The organism is Haematobacter sp., assembly GCF_032102465.1.
Classification (GTDB): domain Bacteria; phylum Pseudomonadota; class Alphaproteobacteria; order Rhodobacterales; family Rhodobacteraceae; genus Haematobacter.
The window spans coordinates 71,460-88,924 of record NZ_DAMDHB010000013.1; the positions used below are offsets into that span (position 1 = coordinate 71,460).

General features: G+C 64.2%; 20 protein-coding genes and 1 riboswitch. Of the genes, 8 read left to right on the forward strand and 12 right to left on the reverse strand.

Going from position 1 to position 17,465, the window contains the following annotated elements:
* Positions 1-217: 217 nt before the first annotated feature.
* Together accD and RT513_RS10350 are read right to left on the reverse strand one after the other, a co-directional pair.
* Positions 218-1,144 carry an acetyl-CoA carboxylase, carboxyltransferase subunit beta gene (accD, locus tag RT513_RS10345; protein WP_088213658.1) on the reverse strand — a complete coding sequence of 309 codons (927 nt, stop codon included), beginning with the start codon at positions 1,142-1,144 and terminating at the stop codon, positions 218-220.
* A gap of 60 nt (positions 1,145-1,204) precedes the next feature.
* A complete protein-coding gene (locus RT513_RS10350; RefSeq protein WP_290685659.1) occupies positions 1,205-2,095 on the reverse strand; it encodes a CPBP family intramembrane glutamic endopeptidase in 891 nt (296 codons plus the stop codon).
* 412 nt (positions 2,096-2,507) lie between these two features.
* On the opposite strand from RT513_RS10350, the gene RT513_RS10355 reads away from it, so the two are divergent.
* Positions 2,508-3,404 carry a LysR family transcriptional regulator gene (locus RT513_RS10355; RefSeq protein ID WP_290685662.1) on the forward strand — a complete coding sequence of 299 codons (897 nt, stop codon included), beginning with the start codon at positions 2,508-2,510 and terminating at the stop codon, positions 3,402-3,404.
* A 203-nt stretch (positions 3,405-3,607) separates the two neighbouring features.
* Here RT513_RS10355 and RT513_RS10360 read toward each other — a convergent pair whose 3' ends face one another.
* The 4 genes from RT513_RS10360 to RT513_RS10375 are packed head-to-tail and all read right to left on the reverse strand — an operon-like array spanning position 3,608 to position 6,577.
* Positions 3,608-4,576 (reverse strand): OmpA family protein, encoded by a 969-nt coding sequence (locus RT513_RS10360; RefSeq protein WP_290685665.1) that lies wholly within the window; start codon positions 4,574-4,576, stop codon positions 3,608-3,610.
* Positions 4,573-5,139, reverse strand: a complete 567-nt coding sequence (locus RT513_RS10365; protein ID WP_088213660.1) for a peroxidase-related enzyme — start codon at positions 5,137-5,139, stop codon at positions 4,573-4,575. The genes RT513_RS10360 and RT513_RS10365 overlap by 4 nt, the downstream gene beginning before the upstream one ends.
* The gene (locus tag RT513_RS10370; protein ID WP_290685670.1) at positions 5,139-5,849 is read right to left on the reverse strand and encodes a GNAT family N-acetyltransferase; all 711 of its coding nucleotides are present in this window, start codon (positions 5,847-5,849) and stop codon (positions 5,139-5,141) included. The genes RT513_RS10365 and RT513_RS10370 overlap by 1 nt, the downstream gene beginning before the upstream one ends.
* Complete coding sequence (locus RT513_RS10375; protein ID WP_088213662.1) at positions 5,846-6,577, reverse strand: competence/damage-inducible protein A; 732 nt, start codon at positions 6,575-6,577, stop codon at positions 5,846-5,848. Before RT513_RS10375 ends, RT513_RS10370 begins: the two co-directional genes overlap by 4 nt.
* Positions 6,578-6,643: 66 nt before the next feature.
* Between RT513_RS10375 and sfsA the strand changes: the two genes are divergently transcribed.
* The 4 genes from sfsA (at position 6,644) to gyrB (ending at position 11,420) form a co-directional block, all read left to right on the forward strand.
* Positions 6,644-7,372, forward strand: coding sequence for a DNA/RNA nuclease SfsA (gene sfsA, locus RT513_RS10380; protein ID WP_290685674.1), 729 nt, complete (start codon positions 6,644-6,646; stop codon positions 7,370-7,372).
* Positions 7,373-7,401: 29 nt separating this feature from the next.
* Entirely contained in the window at positions 7,402-8,217 is an 816-nt protein-coding gene (gene map / locus RT513_RS10385) for a type I methionyl aminopeptidase (RefSeq protein WP_373447775.1), read from the forward strand.
* A gap of 67 nt (positions 8,218-8,284) precedes the next feature.
* The gene (locus tag RT513_RS10390; RefSeq protein WP_088213664.1) at positions 8,285-8,905 is read left to right on the forward strand and encodes a LysE family translocator; all 621 of its coding nucleotides are present in this window, start codon (positions 8,285-8,287) and stop codon (positions 8,903-8,905) included.
* 79 nt (positions 8,906-8,984) lie between these two features.
* On the forward strand, positions 8,985-11,420 hold the full coding sequence (gene gyrB, locus RT513_RS10395; protein WP_088213665.1) for a DNA topoisomerase (ATP-hydrolyzing) subunit B: 2,436 nt from the start codon (positions 8,985-8,987) through the stop codon (positions 11,418-11,420).
* 67 nt (positions 11,421-11,487) lie between these two features.
* On the opposite strand, the gene RT513_RS10400 is transcribed toward gyrB, so the two are convergent.
* From RT513_RS10400 to RT513_RS10415, 4 genes are read right to left on the reverse strand one after another with little or no spacing between them, the layout of a single operon-like run.
* On the reverse strand, positions 11,488-11,688 hold the full coding sequence (locus RT513_RS10400) for a CsbD family protein (protein ID WP_035741702.1): 201 nt from the start codon (positions 11,686-11,688) through the stop codon (positions 11,488-11,490).
* A gap of 58 nt (positions 11,689-11,746) precedes the next feature.
* Positions 11,747-13,483 (reverse strand): sensor histidine kinase, encoded by a 1,737-nt coding sequence (locus tag RT513_RS10405; protein ID WP_290685684.1) that lies wholly within the window; start codon positions 13,481-13,483, stop codon positions 11,747-11,749.
* A gap of 21 nt (positions 13,484-13,504) precedes the next feature.
* Positions 13,505-14,065 carry an RNA polymerase sigma factor gene (locus tag RT513_RS10410; RefSeq protein WP_088213667.1) on the reverse strand — a complete coding sequence of 187 codons (561 nt, stop codon included), beginning with the start codon at positions 14,063-14,065 and terminating at the stop codon, positions 13,505-13,507.
* Positions 14,062-14,244, reverse strand: coding sequence for a NepR family anti-sigma factor (locus RT513_RS10415; protein WP_290685689.1), 183 nt, complete (start codon positions 14,242-14,244; stop codon positions 14,062-14,064). The genes RT513_RS10410 and RT513_RS10415 overlap by 4 nt, the downstream gene beginning before the upstream one ends.
* A gap of 104 nt (positions 14,245-14,348) precedes the next feature.
* Here RT513_RS10415 and RT513_RS10420 point away from each other — a divergent pair, with 104 nt between their 5' ends.
* Entirely contained in the window at positions 14,349-15,158 is an 810-nt protein-coding gene (locus RT513_RS10420) for a response regulator (protein WP_088213669.1), read from the forward strand.
* Positions 15,159-15,217: 59 nt separating this feature from the next.
* Here RT513_RS10420 and RT513_RS10425 read toward each other — a convergent pair whose 3' ends face one another.
* On the reverse strand, positions 15,218-15,388 hold the full coding sequence (locus RT513_RS10425; RefSeq protein ID WP_035741697.1) for a DUF1328 domain-containing protein: 171 nt from the start codon (positions 15,386-15,388) through the stop codon (positions 15,218-15,220).
* A gap of 186 nt (positions 15,389-15,574) precedes the next feature.
* Between RT513_RS10425 and RT513_RS10430 the strand changes: the two genes are divergently transcribed.
* Both RT513_RS10430 and RT513_RS10435 read left to right on the forward strand, forming a co-directional pair.
* Entirely contained in the window at positions 15,575-15,904 is a 330-nt protein-coding gene (locus RT513_RS10430; protein WP_088213670.1) for a YqjD family protein, read from the forward strand.
* Between the two features lie 2 nt (positions 15,905-15,906).
* Positions 15,907-16,353, forward strand: a complete 447-nt coding sequence (locus tag RT513_RS10435; RefSeq protein WP_290685695.1) for a phage holin family protein — start codon at positions 15,907-15,909, stop codon at positions 16,351-16,353.
* A gap of 14 nt (positions 16,354-16,367) precedes the next feature.
* Here RT513_RS10435 and RT513_RS10440 read toward each other — a convergent pair whose 3' ends face one another.
* Positions 16,368-17,288 carry a YihY/virulence factor BrkB family protein gene (locus tag RT513_RS10440; RefSeq protein WP_290685697.1) on the reverse strand — a complete coding sequence of 307 codons (921 nt, stop codon included), beginning with the start codon at positions 17,286-17,288 and terminating at the stop codon, positions 16,368-16,370.
* A 63-nt stretch (positions 17,289-17,351) separates the two neighbouring features.
* Positions 17,352-17,449: riboswitch (TPP riboswitch) on the forward strand.
* The last annotated feature ends 16 nt before the right edge of the window (positions 17,450-17,465 follow it).

Here is a 17,465-nt window from a genome sequence, read left to right on the forward strand (position 1 = left end):
GCGTCGCTTCCTGCCGCCCCCTCAAGCGGAGACGCAGCGCCTTTGGCGGATCCATCCTGCCCCGCGCTTGCCGGTACAGGCCCGTCCTGCGGCAGCGCGCCGGGCTGAACCGTGTCGGGAGAGTGCGGCCCTTTGCCCGCCCCCTCCTGCGCGGATATGCCAGTCACCGGCCCATCTCCCCTGCGGTCGTGGGATTTGCTACCGGCAGGCGTCTCGCTCACGGAGTTGTGTCCACGTCGAGAGGCTCGGCTTCCGCGTCTTCAGCGGGGGCGGGAAGCTCCGCCTTCACGGCCTGCGGCTGGCTCATCAGCAGGCGGATGATCGCGGTCAGCTCATCCTTGAGGTCCTTGCGCGGCGTAACGCGGTCCAGCATGCCGTGATCCAGCAGGTATTCCGCCCGCTGGAAGCCCTCGGGCAGCTTCTCGCGAATCGTCTGCTCGATCACGCGCGGGCCGGCAAAGCAGATGAGCGCATTCGGCTCCGCGATCTGCACATCGCCCAGCATGGCATAGCTTGCCGTCACGCCGCCGGTGGTCGGATGCGTGAGAACGACGATGTAGGGCAGCCCCGCTTCCTTCACCATCTCCACGGCGACCGTGGTGCGCGGCATCTGCATCAGGGAAAGGATCCCTTCCTGCATTCGTGCCCCGCCCGCAGCAGAAAAGAGCACGAGCGGCCGTCCGAGTTCCACGGCGCGTTCCGCTGCGGCGATGATCGCGTTGCCGACATACATGCCCATCGACCCGCCCATGAAGGAAAAGTCCTGAGCAGCGGCGACAATCGGGGTGCGCCCCATCTCGCCTTCGGCGACGAGCATCGCCTCCTTCTCGCCGGTGGATTTCTGAGCGGCTTTCAGGCGGTCGGGATATTTCTTCTGGTCACGGAAGTGGAGCGGATCGACGATCGGCTCCGGCACCTTCACCTCCGTGAAGATCCCGCCATCGAAGAGCGCGCGGAAGCGGTCCCGCGGGCTGATCTGCATGTGATGGCCGCAATTGGGGCAGACGTTCAGATTGTCCGTCAGCTCCCGATGGAAGATCATCGTTCCGCATTCGGGGCACTTCGTCCACAGGTTCTCAGGCACTTCCCGGCGGGAGAAGAGCGAGTTGATCTTCGGGCGGACGTAGTTGGAAATCCAGTTCATGCGCGCAGAGGGCCCTCTTTCGGTCGCGACTGAGATAAGCCGCGCGGGCCTGAAATGCAATCAGCGCCGCAGCACGAGGCGGCACAGACCCCAGACGATGGCCAGCATCACCGCGTCGATCACGATCATCGCGACGAAGCCCTCCGTCTCCGGCGCCACGGTGGAGATGCGAAGCGCCAGACCCTGCAGCGCGCCGCCCGAGGAGACGAAGAGCAGCGCAGCGGCATTGTTGGCGAAATGCAGCCCCCAGGCCGCGCCGATGGAGCCGGTCCGCGCTGTCAGATCGGCGGCCACCAGACCGAAAAGCCCCGTTGCAGCGACCACATAGATCGCATTCGGCCCCATCAGGCCGGGCTCATAATGCAGCAATGCGAAAAGGATGCTTGGCAGGAGCAGGTAAATCAGCGGCGACCGGAAACGCGCGGCGAGTTGCTGGAGAAGATAGCCGCGGAACACCAGCTCCTCCGCCAGTGTCTGGATGCCGATCCCGATCAGCGCGAGCGGCAGGAAGGTCAGCCAGCGCCGCAGGTCGAGCCCGGGCAGCGTTCCCTCCTCCCCCGGGAGCAGGCTGGTGACAGTGATGCCGAGCACATAGATCACGATGAGCGTTGCGGCGGCCTTCACGAAGTCGCGCAGGACCGTGCCCCCCCGCCCGAACAGTGAGCGGATGCTCCGTCCATGCAGCAGGCGCACCGCGATCATCGGGCCGATGGCCAGCGCCGCGAAGGACCACAGGAGCGCGATCATACCCCAGGGTGTCTCACCCAATGCGATGTCGGCGGCGAGCGGCTGAAAGCGTCCTTCTCCGGCCAGCCGGAAAAGCACGGCCGCAACCGCCGCGAGAATCGCCGCGTAAACCGCGAAGATCAGCAACAGGCCGAGCACCGTCCGCCACAGGGCAGAACGTCGCCGCGCTGGCGCGACATATGTGGCGAGGGGGGCATAGGACATCGGGCACCGCTTTCGGCATACCCGTCAGGATCACAGGATGCGTTGGGTTACAGACTTGAGAGGACGGAACGGTTTGGACAAGCTGAAATTTCGGGCAGGCGGACGGCTTTCTTCTTGAGGCTATCCGGGAGGGCTCCAAATGGGAGATCGGCAAGGATTCGCCGGTGAGGATCGGGAAGCCTTCCCTGCTGTTTCGGAATAATCTAGGGGCGCGCGTTTGACGCGTGATTCGTTTCCAAATACGGTTCAAGCGTAAGGACACTTTTTTGGCGATTGATTATGTGTTACTTCTTCTTTTAATTGCATACCCTCCCACATCCCGTGCCCTTTTTTAGAGCTTCTCATTGTTCTTCCTTATCAGTGAGATAGCTTGTGTGGGCCGGTGTCCGGTGATTAGTTTTGGAGATTTGGAATGGATCGACTGACAGAGATGGAGGCCTTCGCGACGGTCGTGGATCAGGGTGGATTCACGGATGCCGCGCGCAAGATGGGTATCTCCAAATCGGCCGTGTCGAAACATGTGTCCTCCCTTGAAGCGCGGCTTGGCGCGCGGCTTCTGAATCGCACGACCCGGCGCGTCAGCCCGACGGAGATCGGGCTGGCCTATTACGACCGCGCCCGCCGGGTGCTGAATGATGCCGGAGAGGCCGATGCGCTCGTCACCTCCATGCAGACAGCGCCTTCCGGTGTGCTGCGCGTCTCCGTCGATACCGACTTCGGCGTCAGCCTGCTGTCACCGATTCTCGCGGATTTTCTGCGCGACTGCCCGGAAGTGACGGTGAACATGTCGCTCTCCAACCGCTATGTGGAGCTGATTTCGGAGGGGTTCGACCTTGCCATTCGCATGGGGGAGCTGGAGGACAGCTCGCTCCGAGCGCGGCGGCTGTTGAACACCACCCGGAGGATGGTCGGGGCGCCTGCCTATTTCGAGCAGTTCGGCCGGCCGAAGCGGGTGGAGGAACTGAGCGATCACCGGCTGCTGCATTACTCCAACGAAGCCAGCGCCAATGTCTGGCGCATCATAACGCCATCCGGGGAGCGGCGCGCAGTGCGGACGACCGGGTGGCTCACCGTGAATGACGGCCAGTCGCTGTTGAACGCGGCAATCTCCGGTCTGGGCATCGCCTATCTGCCCCGGTTTCTCTATGCGGAGGCGATGAAGGCGGGCCTGGTGGAGGAGGCGATTCCCAGCCTGCCGATGGAGAATGTGGGCGTGCATGCCGTCTATCCGCCCGGCAGGTTTACCCAGCCGAAGGTGCGCGCCTTCATCGATTTCCTGAGCGATCGCTTTGCGGAGCATCAGATTTGATCCGTGTGGGCGTGGCTGGCCTTATCTGACAGGCTGCCTAAAAAGTCGGGCACCTCCCCAAGCTTGCCTTGAAAGCCAGAAAACCTGTCCGGTCGCGCCAGAACGGGCGGTTTCCGGGGCGCTCACCAACCGGGGCGCTCCTCAACAATGTGGGAAAGGTCTCCGCCCAAGGGCTGACCGCGGACTGCGTTTTCAGCAGCCTGCTAATCCGCCACCGCTTCCACCCGGCGGTTGCGCAGGCGGCCGCTTTCCGTGGCATTGCTATCGCGCGGAGCCAGCCAGCCCACGCCTTCCGCCCGGATCTGGCGGGTGTTGACGCCCTTGCCGGTCAGGTAATTGCGCACCGCTTCGGCCCGCCGGAGTGACAGGGCGCGGTTTGCCTCCAGCGTGCCGGAATTGTCGGTATGGCCGACAAGTGTCACGCGCCGCCCCGCATCCTCCCTGAGCCATGCCGCGAGCGCGTCGAGGGAGGGGAAGCCCCCGCCATCCAGCGTCGCTGCGCCGCTGGCGAACCGCAGGTCCTCAAGAGGGACGGCAAACTCCGCCGCAAGCCGTTCGGCAATGTCGCCCCGGGGGGGCGCCTCGGGAAGCTTCGGCACCGACTCTGGCACCGACTCCGGCACCGACTCCGGCGCAGGCGCCGACTCCAGCGCGGGCGCAGGCCGCGCGGATCGCGGGGCGACATGGGTCATCTGAACAAAGCCGCTGTCACTCGACCGGCTGACGAACAGGCTGACGATGCCTGCCGCACCCTCCGCCACCGCGAAACGGAAATCGCCCAGATCGACATGCATCTCCGGCTCCGGGACGACATCGGTGGCATAGCGGAAGTCGAAGCCGCCGCAGGCCAGCGTGTCGCAGGTGAAGCCGATACGATAACCCGCCGCGGACAGCCGCTCCTCCATCCCCGTCAGCGCGGCGAGGGTGGAAAAGCCGGGCCGGGGCACGCGCCAGACCTGCCGCGTGACCTCCCCCTCCAGCATCCTGGTGGGGAGAGAGCCATCAGCAGATCCATCGGTGGGCCCGGTCGGCAGGGCATAGCTGCCCATCGCCACATGGCTGTCCACCGTCAGCACGGCGTCAGGCGGCAGCCCGAGGTCCGGCGCTGCGGCAAGCGGCAGGGGGCTTATCAGCAGGGCGAGGAACGGCAGAGAGAGGAGCGCTCCCCTCACCTCGCCATGCCGTGGTAGTCCGGGTTGGGGCGCATGTCGCTGGCGGAGGCTACGCGGTTGGTCATGTTGAAGAACCCCGTGACGGCGCCGATGTCCCAGATGTCGCGGTCGGAGAAGCCCGCGGCCCGCAGCGCCTCCCGGTCCGCCTCCACGACACGGGCGCTGTCGAGGGTGAGCTTCTCGGCAAAGGCCAGCATCGCCGTCTGCCGGGCATCCAGCTCCGCCGCGCGCCAGTTCATCACCATCGCTTCCCCCAGCGCCGGATTGCCCGACAACTCGCGCACCGCCGCGCCATGGGCGACCTGACAATACCAACAGCGGTTAAGGGAGGAGACCACCACCGCGATCATCTCCCGCTCCAGCTTGGTCAGCCCGCTGCCGGCGAGCATCAGGTCGTTGTAGAGAGCGGTGAAGGTGTTCAGCTTGTCGATGTCGAAGGCATAGGCCTTCAGCACATTGGGGACGAGGCCCAGCTTTTCCTCGCAGATGCGGAAATACTTGGCCGTCGCCTCCGGCAGCGGATCGACCATCGGCAGGTCAAGGGCGGTTGCGTTGTCACTCATCAGTCATCTCCTCCCACGCGGTAGTGATATCCCCCCGCAGCACGCATGCCGAGCGAGTCATACAATGCGCGCGCGCCGGTATTCTCCGCCTCCACGGCCAGGGCGATCTCCTCTGCGCCCTGTTCCATCGACCAGAGCGCCGCGCGCTGCATCATGTTGCGCCCCGCGCCCATGCGACGGAAGGCGGGCAGGACGGCGAGGGAATGGACCATCGCCCGATCTCCCGCCAGCGCGACGAACCCCACGCCGGAGGCGCGGTCCTTCGACCGGCCGAGAAGGGCGGTCTTCGGCCCCTTGACGCGATGCATCACCTCGATCCGCTCCGGCGCGGTGCCGCAATCCGCCCAGATGTCGAGCATGAGCTGCAAGGGCTCCCAGATGGTGAAGCCGGTGACCGGCTTCGGACCGGTGCCCACCACCAGCGCCGTCGGGGCGGTGTAGTAGATGACGGGGTCGATTTTCGTCAGCCCTGCCGCTGCCAGCCGGGTGTCCAGAGCGTCATCCTCCGCCTCCACGCGAAAGATCGGGCGTTGTCCAAGGGCGCGGGCGGCGCGGATCGCCTCCTCCGGGTCCGGGGCGTCGGGTTCTGCGGGCGTGATCGCCTGTACGCGCTTGCCCCCCGCCGCAGGGGACACACGGATGAGCCATGCACCGGCCCGGTGCAGCGATTCGGCGGGCCAGGTGGCGTCCATCACCTCGCCGTAAGTCACGCGATCGCCTCCGGGAACAGCCTTGCAAGCTCCGTCACTGCGGTGCCGATCCGGCCGGGATCGGTGCCTCGGACGACGATATTCGTGCCATACACGCCGTTCTTCTGGAACGGGTAGGAGCCCATCGTGAGTTCGGGATAGCGGTGCGCGAGATCGGCGAGCGGTGTCGCCACCTCGCCCTCCCCCCTCTCGATGCGGAGAGTCTGGGAGAGGAGCGGCGCGCCCCCGTCGATGGTGGCCAGCACCGACGCCACCATCGCGCCGAAGATTGTCGGTACGCCCGCCATCACATGCACATTGCCGATGGTGAACCCCGGTGCGGCGGAGATCGGATTGTCGATCAGCGCGGCGCCGTCCGGGATGCGGGCCATGCGCAGCCGCGCCTCGTTCAGTTCCGTGCCCTGACGGGCATAGTGGCGCGCGAGGATCTCCCGCGCATCCGCCCGAACGCCGATCGTCGCGCCGAAGGCTTCGGCCACCGCATCGGCGGTGATGTCGTCATGCGTCGGCCCGATCCCGCCAGAGGTGAACACATGGTCGAACCTGTCGGAAAGCGAGCGCACCGCCTCCACGATGGCGGCGTGATCGTCGGGAATCACACGGATTTCCCGCAGGTCGATGCCCCGCACCGTCAACTCGTCGGCAAGGTGGCCGCTGTTGGTATCCTTGGTGCGACCGGAGAGGATCTCGTCTCCGATCACCAGCATTGCGGCTGTCGGGTTCGTCATCCTGTCCTCCTGCCGGGCAATGCCGGTCGTCTTGTCGCGTCCCCGTCACAGCTATAGACCCTGACGATGCGCTTTCAATCCCCTCTCCGCCGGGTCCGGCTGCTGCGCCGCTACAAACGCTTCCTCGCTGACATCTTGCTGGAGGACGGCACGGAGCATGTGGCCCATTGCCCGAACCCCGGCGCGATGACGGGTCTGGCCGAGCCGGGGATGCCGATCTGGGTGGAGGGGAACGACGATCCGCGCCGCAAGTTGCGCTACGGCTGGCGGCTGACGGAACTGCCGGACGGGACGCTGGTGAACATCGACACCTCGACACCCAACCGTATCGTGGCGGAAGCGCTGCGGAGCGGCGCGATCCCGGCGCTCGCCGCCTATGGCACCCACCGCGCCGAGGTGCGCTACGGTCAGGCGAGCCGGGCCGATTTCCTGCTCACGGGCGCGGGGCTGCCCGATGCACTGGTGGAGGTGAAGAGCGTCACCCTGCGCCGGGAGGGTCGGCTGGGCGAGTTTCCCGACACGGTGACGGCGCGGGGCGCGCGTCATCTGGCGGAGCTTGCGGCCGCGGCGGGAGAGGGGCGCCGGGCGGTCTTGCTCTACCTGCTCGGCCGGTCCGACTGCGACGCGGTGGCGGTCGCGGGCGACATCGACCCGGCCTATGCGCGCGCTGCGGAGGCGGCGCATGCGGCGGGGGTGGAGGTGATCGCCCATGCGACCCGGATCGCCCCGGAAGGATTGACGCTCGGCCCCGCCGTGCCGGTGCGTCCCGGCTCTGGCAAATCCCGGAGCAAATGACTATCTAGGGGCCATCACAATTGACGGAGCTGCCTGTGGACGATCGCCACCATGGCCGTCTGACGAAGGACGGCATCCGAATCCACGATCCTGAAGACTTTGCCGGTATGCATGCCGCCGGTCGTATCGCCGCCGAGATTCTCGATGAGATCGGCGAGGCGGTCTATCCCGGCGCCACCACGGCGGAGATCGACGACATCATCACCCGCAAGGTGACGGAGAAGGGTACGGTCTCCGCCACCATCGGCTATCGCGGCTATCAGCACGCCTCCTGCATCAGCGTGAACCACGTGGTCTGCCACGGGATTCCGGGTGCGAAGGTGCTGAAGGACGGCGACATCCTGAACATCGACGTGACGGTGATCCTGGACGGCTGGTTCGGAGACAGCTCGCGCATGTATGTCGCGGGCACCCCCTCCCGGAAAGCGGAACGTCTGATCCGCGTGACGCATGACGCGCTGATGCTCGGCATCGAGCAGGTGAAGCCCGGCAACACCTTCGGCGACATCGGTCACGCGATTCAGGCCTATGTGGAGGGTCAGCGCATGTCTGTCGTGCGCGATTTCTGCGGCCACGGCATCGGGCGGGTGTTCCACGCGCCGCCGAACGTGCTGCACTATGGCCGTCCCGGCTCCGGCCCCATGCTGGAGGAGGGGATGTTCTTCACCATCGAACCGATGGTGAACCTCGGCCGCCCGGAAACCAAGGTGCTGGCCGACGACTGGACGGCGGTCACGCGGGACAAGTCGCTCTCCGCACAGTTCGAGCATGCCGTCGGCGTGACGGCGACAGGCTGCGAGATCTTCACCCTGTCCCCAGCGGACAGGTTCTACCCCGCACTGTGAGAGCTGCGTCCGCCAGACCGTTGGCTGATCGGGCGCTTCAGCCGCCGGTGCAGCGCGATGGTGTCGCATGACCCTGACGGCAGAGGCGCTCTGGCTCTACGCGGGGGCGTTGTTCGTGCTCTGGCTGACACCGGGGCCGGTGTTCGTGGCCATCACGGCGCGGGCGCTCTCCGGCGGGTTCTCCGCCGCCTGGCCGCTGGCGCTCGGCGTGACGGTGGGGGATGTGCTCTGGCCGCTGGTTGCCGCGTTCGGCATGGCCTGGTTCATCACCGCCAACGCATGGGCGCTCGACGTGATGCGCTGGGTCGCGGTGGCGATGTTCCTGTGGCTCGGCTGGGGGCTGATCCGCAACGCCGGTGCGCCGCCTGATCGTGACAGCCGCCTTGCCCGCCCCGGCCTGTGGTCGGGGTTCTCCGCCGGGGTGATGGCCATCCTCGGCAACCCGAAGGCGATCCTGTTCTACATGGCTGTCCTTCCGGGGTTCTTCGATCTGTCCCATGCCGGAGCCGCGGACCTGACCGTGATCGTGGCTGTCTCCGCCGCCGTGCCGCTGGCCGGCAACCTCATCGCCGCTGCCGCCGTCTCGCGCGCGCGGGCGGTTCTGTCCTCGCCCTCGGCGATGGCGCGCACCAACCGCATCGCGGGGGCGCTGCTCATCCTCGTCGGAGGCGCGATCGCATTTCTCTGACACCAAATCTTGTGTCCGAGGGTGACATTTCATGCTCCCCCCGCTATAAATCGGGGGCAATGTCGAAGGTATCTCCCCTATGGCTCAACCCGTTCCGAAGCCCGAAGAATACGGCGCAGAATCCATCAAGGTTCTCAGGGGCTTGGAGGCCGTTCGCAAGCGTCCCGGCATGTATATCGGCGACACGGACGACGGCTCGGGCCTGCACCACATGGTCTATGAAGTCGTGGACAACGGCATTGACGAAGCCCTCGCCGGTCATGCCGATTTCGTGGGGGTAAGGATTCACGCGGACGGCTCCGTCTCCGTGCGCGACAATGGCCGCGGGATTCCGGTGGATATCCATCGGGAGGAGGGGGTTTCCGCCGCCGAGGTCATCATGACCCAGCTTCACGCCGGCGGGAAATTCGACCAGAACAGCTACAAGGTCTCGGGCGGACTGCATGGCGTCGGCGTCTCCGTCGTCAACGCGCTGTCCGACTGGCTTGAATTGCGCGTCTGGCGGAACGGCAAGGAGCATTACGCCCGCTTCGAACATGGCGATACGGTGGAGCATCTGCGCGTCGTGGGCGACGCGGCGGGCGAGAAGGGGACGGAGGTCCGGTTCATGGCCTCCACCAAGATCGATGACCCGAACGGCACCTTCTCCAACCGCGAATTCTCCTTCAAGACGCTGGAAGCCCGGCTGCGGGAACTGGCGTTCCTGAATTCCGGCGTCCGCATCATTCTGGAAGACGACCGCCCGGCGGAGCCGCTGCGGACGGAGCTGTGCTATGAGGGCGGGGTCAAGGAATTCGTCCGCTATCTCGACCGGTCCAAGACCGCGATGATGCCCGAGCCGATCTATATCACCGGCGAAAAGGGCGGCATCGGGGTGGAGGTCGCGATGTGGTGGAACGACAGCTATCATGAAACCGTTCTGCCCTTCACCAACAACATTCCGCAGCGCGATGGCGGCACGCACCTTGCGGGCTTCCGCGGTGCGCTGACCCGGACGCTCACCAAATACGCGCAGGACAGCGGCATCGCCAAACGCGAAAAGATCGATTTCACGGGCGACGACGCGCGCGAAGGGCTGACCTGCGTGCTGTCGGTCAAGGTTCCCGATCCGAAATTCTCCAGCCAGACCAAGGACAAGCTCGTCTCGTCAGAGGTTCGGCCCGCCGTCGAGGGGCTGGTGAACGAAAAGCTGGGCGAGTGGTTCGAGGAGCACCCCGCCGAAGCCAAGACGATCATCGGCAAGATCATCGAAGCCGCCCTGGCCCGTGAAGCCGCCCGCAAGGCCCGCGAGCTTACCCGGCGCAAGACGGCGATGGATGTGGCAAGCCTGCCGGGCAAGCTGGCCGATTGTCAGGAAAAGGACCCCTCCAAGTCGGAGGTCTTCCTCGTCGAAGGCGATTCCGCCGGCGGGTCCGCCAAACAGGGACGCAGCCGCGCCAATCAGGCGGTGCTGCCGCTCCGGGGCAAGATCCTGAACGTAGAGCGCGCCCGGTTCGACAGGATGCTCGCCAGTCAGGAGATCGGCACCCTCATTACCGCGCTCGGCACCGGGATCGGCCGGGACGAGTTCGACGTGTCGAAGCTGCGCTACCACAAGATCGTCATCATGACGGACGCCGACGTGGACGGCGCCCATATCCGCACGCTGCTGCTGACGTTCTTCTTCAGGCAGATGCCGGAGATCATCGAGGGCGGCTTCCTCTACATCGCGCAGCCGCCGCTCTACAAGGTCGCGCGGGGCCGCTCGGAGGTCTATCTGAAGGATCAGGCCGCGCTGGAGGATTACCTTGTCCATCAAGGGGTCGAAGGGGCAATCCTGCGGCTGGGCGACGGGAGCGAGATTGCCGGCGCCGACCTCGCCCGCGTGGTGGAGGAGGCGCGTACCGTGCGGCGTGTGCTGCAGACCTTCCCGACCCACTATCCGCAGAACATTCTTGAGCAGGCCGCCATTGCCGGAGCCATGCTGCCCGGCGCGGTGGACAAGGATGCCCAAGGCGTGGCCAATGTGGTGGCGGAGCGGCTGGATCTCGTCTCTGTGGAGTATGAGCGCGGGTGGCAGGGGCGTCCGACACAGGACCACGGCCTGCGGTTCAGCCGTCTGGTGCGCGGGGTGGAGGAGATGCGGACGCTGGACGGCCCGGTCTTCCGCTCGGCAGAGGCGCGGCGCCTCGGCAGCCTGACGGAGAAACTGCGTGAGGTTTACGGCACCCCGGCAAAGCTCGTCCGCAAGGACCGGGAACAGCCGATCCACGGCCCCATCGACCTGCTGAAAGCCATTCTGGCGGAAGGCGAGAAGGGGCTTACCCTGCAACGCTACAAGGGGCTGGGCGAGATGAACCCCGACCAGCTCTGGGAAACCACGCTCGACCCGGAGGCCCGGACGCTCCTTCAGGTTCGGATCGAGGATGTGGCGGAAGCGGACGACATCTTCACCAAGCTCATGGGCGATGTGGTGGAGCCGCGGCGCGAATTCATCCAGCAGAATGCGCTCTCGGTGGAGAATCTCGACTTCTGAGGTTCTGCCGCGCAAAATAGGAAAGCCCCGGTGTTTACCGGGGCTTTGTCATGAAAGCTGCTTGGGATCAGCGCATGGAACTGGAGAATTCGTCCACTTCCTTTTCGGCCTGATCCTTGGCGTAGCCGTATTTCTCTTGAAGCTTGCCCACGAGCTGGTCGCGTTTACCGGCGATCTTGTCCAGGTCGTCATCAGTGATGTCGCCCCATTTCTCCTTAGCTTTGCCCTTGAATTGCGTCCACTTGCCTTCGATCTGGTCCCAGTTCATCGTGATCTCCTTGTTTCCTTCCGATCAACGCGGGAACTCGGGTCTGGTTCCGCAAATGTCAGGCGGGCGTGAAAGCCTGAACGGGAAAGCTGACCGCCAGCCGGTAGATGTCGCCTTCCACCGCGGCGGTAAGAAGCTCCCCCTCCAGCTGTACGACGAAAGCCTGGATGAGCTGGGAGCCGAGACCGGTGCTGGCCGCCTGGGCATCCCGCTCCTCCTCTCCGAAAATCTCGGTGCCGAGCGTGTTTTCAACGGAGAATATGGCCAGTCCCGGTTCCGGCTGCGACAGGGCCACACGCACCCATGGATCGCCTTCGGCCGGTCTCCCGATATATTTCAGCGCGTTGGTGAAGGCTTCGGTTGTCAGCAGGGCAAGCGGCACAGCCTGATCGGGATAAAGGGTGATCTCCGCCAGGTCCTTGCGGATATCGATCCGGTGATGTCCGTCCGTGGCCACAGCGGCCATCTGATCGACGATTTCAGAGATCAGCCTGTCCACCCGTGCGGCGGAAAGCTGTTCGGCCTGATAAAGGCTGCGGTGCACGGAGGCGAGGCTCATCACCCTGTTCTGGACACTTTTCAGCACGCGGCGGGCAGAGGGCTCCTTCACCCGGCGGATCTGCATGTTCATGATCGACGCAATGAGCTGAAGGTTGTTCTTCACCCGGTGGTGCACCTCCTTCAGAAGAACGGTCTTTTCGCTCAGAGACGCTTCCAGTGCGTCCTCATCCCGGATCAGGATGCGGGTGAGGTTGTGGAATGTGTGGCTCATCTCCTGAATTTCGGCGGGGGCATCCGTCAGCACTTCGGGGGCGGTATCGCGCTGCCCGAGCGCGAAGCGGCGCATCTGGCCGCGCATTTCGCGGATGTGGCGGATGACGAGGCGATGAACCGCCAGATACGCAACGACAAGGCTGACGGCCCACATCAACAAAGGATAGAGGACGGCGGCGGGAATGCTGACTGCGGCGGCCAGATCTTCCCGTGGCCCCCAGCTGCCGATGGCGAAGACCTGTCCCCGGATCACCGGCAACACGGCGAAGAGCCGATTTTCCCCGTGATTGTTGCGCCCGCGGAAAACCTGCTCCGTATCGACCGCGAAAGTCGTAAGGGGATGTCCCTTCGGCAGCTGTCCCTCAAGATCGTCCCGCGCCAATGAGCTTGTCAGGATCTCGCCGCGCGCATTGAAGGTGATGACGGTCGGTCGGCGGACGCCTTCGGAATAGTCCCTGATCGATCCGATGTTGCTTTTCGGAATGCCGAAATAGAGATACCCCCGCCACTGTCCTTCGGAGAACAGCGGCCAGCGGACATCGACGCTCGGCTCCGACACCCGCCGGTTGCCGTCGGATGCAAGTATCAGAACCTCCCGCTGTGTCTGCATGATGCGGAACGGCTCATATGCGGAAACGTCGAGCGGCAGGCCGGAGGAGATGCAGTTCTGATGCCCTGTTTCGTCGGTATACCCCACGAAATCGATCACCGAGGACTGCGCCACAAAGGAGCGGAGCAGGGCCGAACACTGCTCTGGCCGCTCCGCGGTGGCGAGCACACTGTCACCGAGTGCCTCCGCCGCGCCGAAGGTTGTCAGAAGCAGGGTGCGCTCAGAAGCCGCAGCCTCCGCCGTGCGGCCAAGAAGTGCCGTGTCGGACACACGGCGGCTTTCCATGATGCTGCGCGAGCTTTGCGCAACAGCGATCAGGCCGATGGGCAGGAGTGCGATGGACAGCAGTGCGGCAAGGCGAAAGCCCAGCGAGTCAATGAACCGGATTCGCGACCTGAGTCCGGTCTTCATGCCCCATCCTTCTCAAGCGCCTCAGCCGTGGGCGGCCTTAGATGAAATCACCGCCAGCGTAGCCCGGTCCGTCAATTCGAATTCCTCACCATCCTGCAGGTGCAGAAGCTCGGACAGCCGCTTGCGGCCGCGATTGGCCCGGCTTTTGATCGTGCCGACAGCACAGGCGCACATCGCCGCCGCTTCCTCGTAGGAGAAACCGGAGGCGCCCACAAGGATTAGTGCTTCACGCTGCTCATCGGGCAACTGGGCAAAAGCCGTGCGGAAATCCGCAAGCGCAAGACGACCGTCATGATCGGGCTTCTGTGCCAGTCGGGCAGCGTGGAGACCATCGCTGTCCGCCACTTCCCGGCTGACCTTGCGACGGCTGGAATAGAAGGTGTTGCGCAGAATGGTGAACAGCCACGCGCGGAGGTTGGTTCCGATCTCGAACTTGTCGATATTGGTCCAGGCTTTCAGGATCGTGTCTTGAACCAGATCGTCCGCCGCCGCGCCGTTGCGAGCAAGGCTGAGAGCGAAAGCACGAAGAGCGGGGAGATGCTGGACGAGTTCGTCCCTCGGATCGGCGAGGGTGGCCTTCATCGCGAGGACTCTTCGTCAGAACGCACTGCGGAACCCACTGCCTGATCCTGGTCCTTCAGCCTGCTCAGCAAATCCATCAGACGTGAGGGAATCGCTTCCTCCACTTTCTCCTGATAAACTCGTCGCAAGTTCTCATCGATCTGGAGGCGAAGAGTCGCTTCCTTGGGTTTGTCTGTCATGATGAAGGCTTGATCCTGACGTCATTTTCTAGTCGTTGCGCGGGAACAAAACGTCTGGAAGCGCGTTCGGTTCCAACTGCACAGGAAGAATCTTCGGAGACATCATGACAAAGACGCAGGCTGACCTCGCCCAACGGATCGGAGAGCAGCTTCCGTATCTGCGCCGCTACGCCCGTGCCTTGACAGGTAGCCAGACAACCGGGGATGCCTATGCGGCTGCGACGCTGGAGGCCATCCTTGAAGACCGAAGCGTCTTCGAGGGCGCGCTTTCCCCGAAAGTGGCGCTGTTCCGTGCCTTCCACCTGATCTGGTCCAGCGCAGGCGCTCCGATTGCCGAAGCCGTGGGCGATGTTCTGGAACGGCGGGCGCAGGTGCATCTGGGCACCCTGACCAGAAATACGCGCGAGGCCCTTTTGCTTCGCACGGTCGAGGAGTTTTCCTTCGAGGAAATCGCCGAGATCATGCAGATTTCGCCTGCAGAAGCGGAAGAGCTGCTCACGACCGCTCTGAACGAGATGGAAGAATCCGTCCTCGGCAAGATCATGATCATCGAGGATGAAGCCATCATCGCGATGGATATCCATTCGATCGTGACGGGAATGGGCCACCGCGTGACGGGCAATGCGCGAACCCGCGATGCCGCCGTTGCCTTGGGCCAGAAGGATCGACCCGATCTCATCCTTGCGGATATTCAGCTCGCGGATGGATCCTCCGGCATCGATGCGGTCAACGAGCTTCTGCAAATTCTTGGCGATGTTCCGGTGATCTTCATCACCGCCTTCCCGCAGCGTCTGCTGACGGGCGAGCGACCGGAGCCAGCCTTCCTGATCACGAAACCCTATTCGGAGGAGCAGGTGCGGTCTGCGGTCAGTCAGGCGATGTTCTTTGCGTCCACCGAGGACATGCGCGTCTAGATCTCTTGATCTTCGGGAAGCGGTCAGAAGGGCGACGGATCACACCGTCGCCCTTTTTATCAGGGCGTACGCCCGCCGACCGCGCGCGCGATAAGGGCGACGATAAACAGGACCAGAAAGATGAAGAACAGGATCTGAGCGATGCCGGCAGATGCGCTGGCTATTCCGCCGAAGCCGAAAACCCCTGCAATTATGGCGACGACCAGAAAGACAAGAGCCCAGTAGAGCATGAGGTTTTCCCTTCCCTTTCAATTTTACGCCAAGTGGCGTTATTGTGTTTACAACCTGTAAATGAGCTTTGTGGTTCCCTTCTTATCGACGCTTCCCGAATGGAACCGTGGCGGGTAACTCTGCGTTAGCAAAGTGCGCGGTCGTAGTGTCGATCGTTGGAGAAATGCAGTCGAAGGAGCTGGCAGATGGCCCGTACGGAAGTCGAACAAGAAGTGACCGAACCCTCGATGGCCGAGCTGTCGAGCCAGCTTGATTCCCTCAAGGCCGATATGGTGGCCATCACGGAAACACTTGCCCAGCTGGGTCGCGCCAAGGGTCAACAGGTGGCGGACGCCGCCCGTTCCGAAGCACAGGCCCTGCGCGAGCGTGGTGAGCAGAAGGTCGCGGACATGCAGGACCGCGCCTATCAGCTCAGCGATCAGACGAGCCAAATGGTGCGCGAAAACCCGGCAACCGCGCTTGGCGTCGCGGCCGGGGCCGGTTTCCTGTTCGGCCTTCTTCTGTCGCGCCGCTGACCATGCTGGAGCAGCTGACCGCCGGTGTGAAGGAGGCTGCCGTCGACGCGGCGCGGAAATCCCTCTTCTCGCTGGTTGCAGGGGTGCTTTTCTGCGTCGGTATCGCATTCCTGACAGCGGCGCTCTGGCTGTTCATCGAGCGGCAGAGCAATGCGCTGACAGCGGCCCTTGGCGTGGCGCTGGCCTATATTCTCGCGGGTATCATCGTGCTGCTGGTCGGCAGAAACCGTGACCGGGCAGCACATCCCGGAACGCCGGGCGTACGGGCGTATGACGCTCCGCCGCCCGGTGGCGTCGGCCCGGGCCCGCGTGACCCTGCGCGAGCATTCGCGTCTGGCTCGTCCGTCGTTCCGCCGTTGATGGAAGCATTCTTCTTCGGGCTGGATTCGGCCCTGCGGTCGCGGAACGGTGCGCCGCCACCCCCCCCACCGCCGCGCGACCGTTATTAAGGGCCGCGCGACCTTTATTGAACATCCGCGCCGCGCGGCTCCAGATTGAGCTGCGCGGCGTGTTCTCTCGCACTCGAAAGCCGCCTGCGCCGGACTTCTGCATTGAGCGCGGCGCCGAGCAGCACGGAATAAGCGGAAAGATACAGCCACATCAGCAGGATCATCACTGCCGCGATGGACCCGTATATTTCGTTGTAGCGGCCGAAGTTCGTCAGGAAATAGGTGAAACCAAGCGAGGCGATGGCCCAGAGCACCACGGCCAGCAACGTCCCCGGCAGCAGGTTTCCGGGTTTGCTCCCCCGCCAGTTCGGCCCGATGCGGTAAAGGAGCCATATGCCCCCGAGCACGATCCCCGTGGAGGCGAGAACATGCGCGAGGTTGAAGGCGATGTTTTCCATGAGCGGGATGTGGAAGAACGTCAGCAGGATCGGCAGCACCACTGCAACCGTCAACGCTACAAGCGCCGTGGCGGTAAAGGTCAGGGTGAGCAGGATCGACACCAGATAGGCAATCACACTGTGCGGGTTCGGCTTGCGATAGATCGCGTTGAGACCCCTGACCATCGCGTCTATGGCCGCCATGGCTGACCACAGCGCCACGGCGAAGGAGATGAGCGTGGCCCAGCCCAGCGTGCCCGAATTCGTCTCCACCAGCGAAGTCACCTGCGAACGGATGATCTCGAAGGCGGCGGGCGGAACGATTTCCCGGAAATACTCCAGTTGCTCCTGAATGACATAGGGATCCTGCCACGATCCCCAGACGGAGATGAGCGCGCTGGCAGCGGGAAACATCGCAAAGACCGTGAAGAAGGCAACGCCTCCTGCAGCGAGCGACAGGTTCGCCCGGTCGATCGTGTCGAGCATCGCCATCACGAGGCTCTGTTGCTTGGGAGAGGAGTTTGACAGCCTGTGACCTCCTTCATGCAGGCGAGCCATTCTAGGCCCGTCCTGCCGTGATCGGAAGGGCACTTTGCCTTTTCTGCGGGAAGGGTTATCCTTTACCTCACCTCGGGGTGCCATCCGGCTGAGACGCATCGCGCGAACCCGTAGAACCTGATCCGGTCAGCACCGGCGGAGGGAAGGTCCGACGCTGTTGCCCCAAAATGGAGGCGC

What these genes read in the sequence shown, in the direction of transcription:
- RT513_RS10365 (WP_088213660.1), bottom strand. Translation starts at nt 5,139, where the DNA reads ATGAGTGACAACGCAACCGCCCTTGACCTGCCGATGGTCGATCCGCTG.
- RT513_RS10390 (WP_088213664.1), top strand. Translation starts at nt 8,285, where the DNA reads ATGACCCTGACGGCAGAGGCGCTCTGGCTCTACGCGGGGGCGTTGTTC.
- RT513_RS10440 (WP_290685697.1), bottom strand. Translation starts at nt 17,288, where the DNA reads ATGGCTCGCCTGCATGAAGGAGGTCACAGGCTGTCAAACTCCTCTCCC.
- gyrB (WP_088213665.1), top strand. Translation starts at nt 8,985, where the DNA reads ATGGCTCAACCCGTTCCGAAGCCCGAAGAATACGGCGCAGAATCCATC.
- RT513_RS10375 (WP_088213662.1), bottom strand. Translation starts at nt 6,577, where the DNA reads ATGACGAACCCGACAGCCGCAATGCTGGTGATCGGAGACGAGATCCTC.
- sfsA (WP_290685674.1), top strand. Translation starts at nt 6,644, where the DNA reads ATGCGCTTTCAATCCCCTCTCCGCCGGGTCCGGCTGCTGCGCCGCTAC.
- RT513_RS10400 (WP_035741702.1), bottom strand. Translation starts at nt 11,688, where the DNA reads ATGAACTGGGACCAGATCGAAGGCAAGTGGACGCAATTCAAGGGCAAA.
- RT513_RS10420 (WP_088213669.1), top strand. Translation starts at nt 14,349, where the DNA reads ATGACAAAGACGCAGGCTGACCTCGCCCAACGGATCGGAGAGCAGCTT.
- RT513_RS10405 (WP_290685684.1), bottom strand. Translation starts at nt 13,483, where the DNA reads ATGAAGACCGGACTCAGGTCGCGAATCCGGTTCATTGACTCGCTGGGC.
- RT513_RS10410 (WP_088213667.1), bottom strand. Translation starts at nt 14,065, where the DNA reads ATGAAGGCCACCCTCGCCGATCCGAGGGACGAACTCGTCCAGCATCTC.
- RT513_RS10415 (WP_290685689.1), bottom strand. Translation starts at nt 14,244, where the DNA reads ATGACAGACAAACCCAAGGAAGCGACTCTTCGCCTCCAGATCGATGAG.
- RT513_RS10355 (WP_290685662.1), top strand. Translation starts at nt 2,508, where the DNA reads ATGGATCGACTGACAGAGATGGAGGCCTTCGCGACGGTCGTGGATCAG.
- RT513_RS10425 (WP_035741697.1), bottom strand. Translation starts at nt 15,388, where the DNA reads ATGCTCTACTGGGCTCTTGTCTTTCTGGTCGTCGCCATAATTGCAGGG.
- RT513_RS10430 (WP_088213670.1), top strand. Translation starts at nt 15,575, where the DNA reads ATGGCCCGTACGGAAGTCGAACAAGAAGTGACCGAACCCTCGATGGCC.
- RT513_RS10350 (WP_290685659.1), bottom strand. Translation starts at nt 2,095, where the DNA reads ATGTCCTATGCCCCCCTCGCCACATATGTCGCGCCAGCGCGGCGACGT.
- RT513_RS10435 (WP_290685695.1), top strand. Translation starts at nt 15,907, where the DNA reads ATGCTGGAGCAGCTGACCGCCGGTGTGAAGGAGGCTGCCGTCGACGCG.
- accD (WP_088213658.1), bottom strand. Translation starts at nt 1,144, where the DNA reads ATGAACTGGATTTCCAACTACGTCCGCCCGAAGATCAACTCGCTCTTC.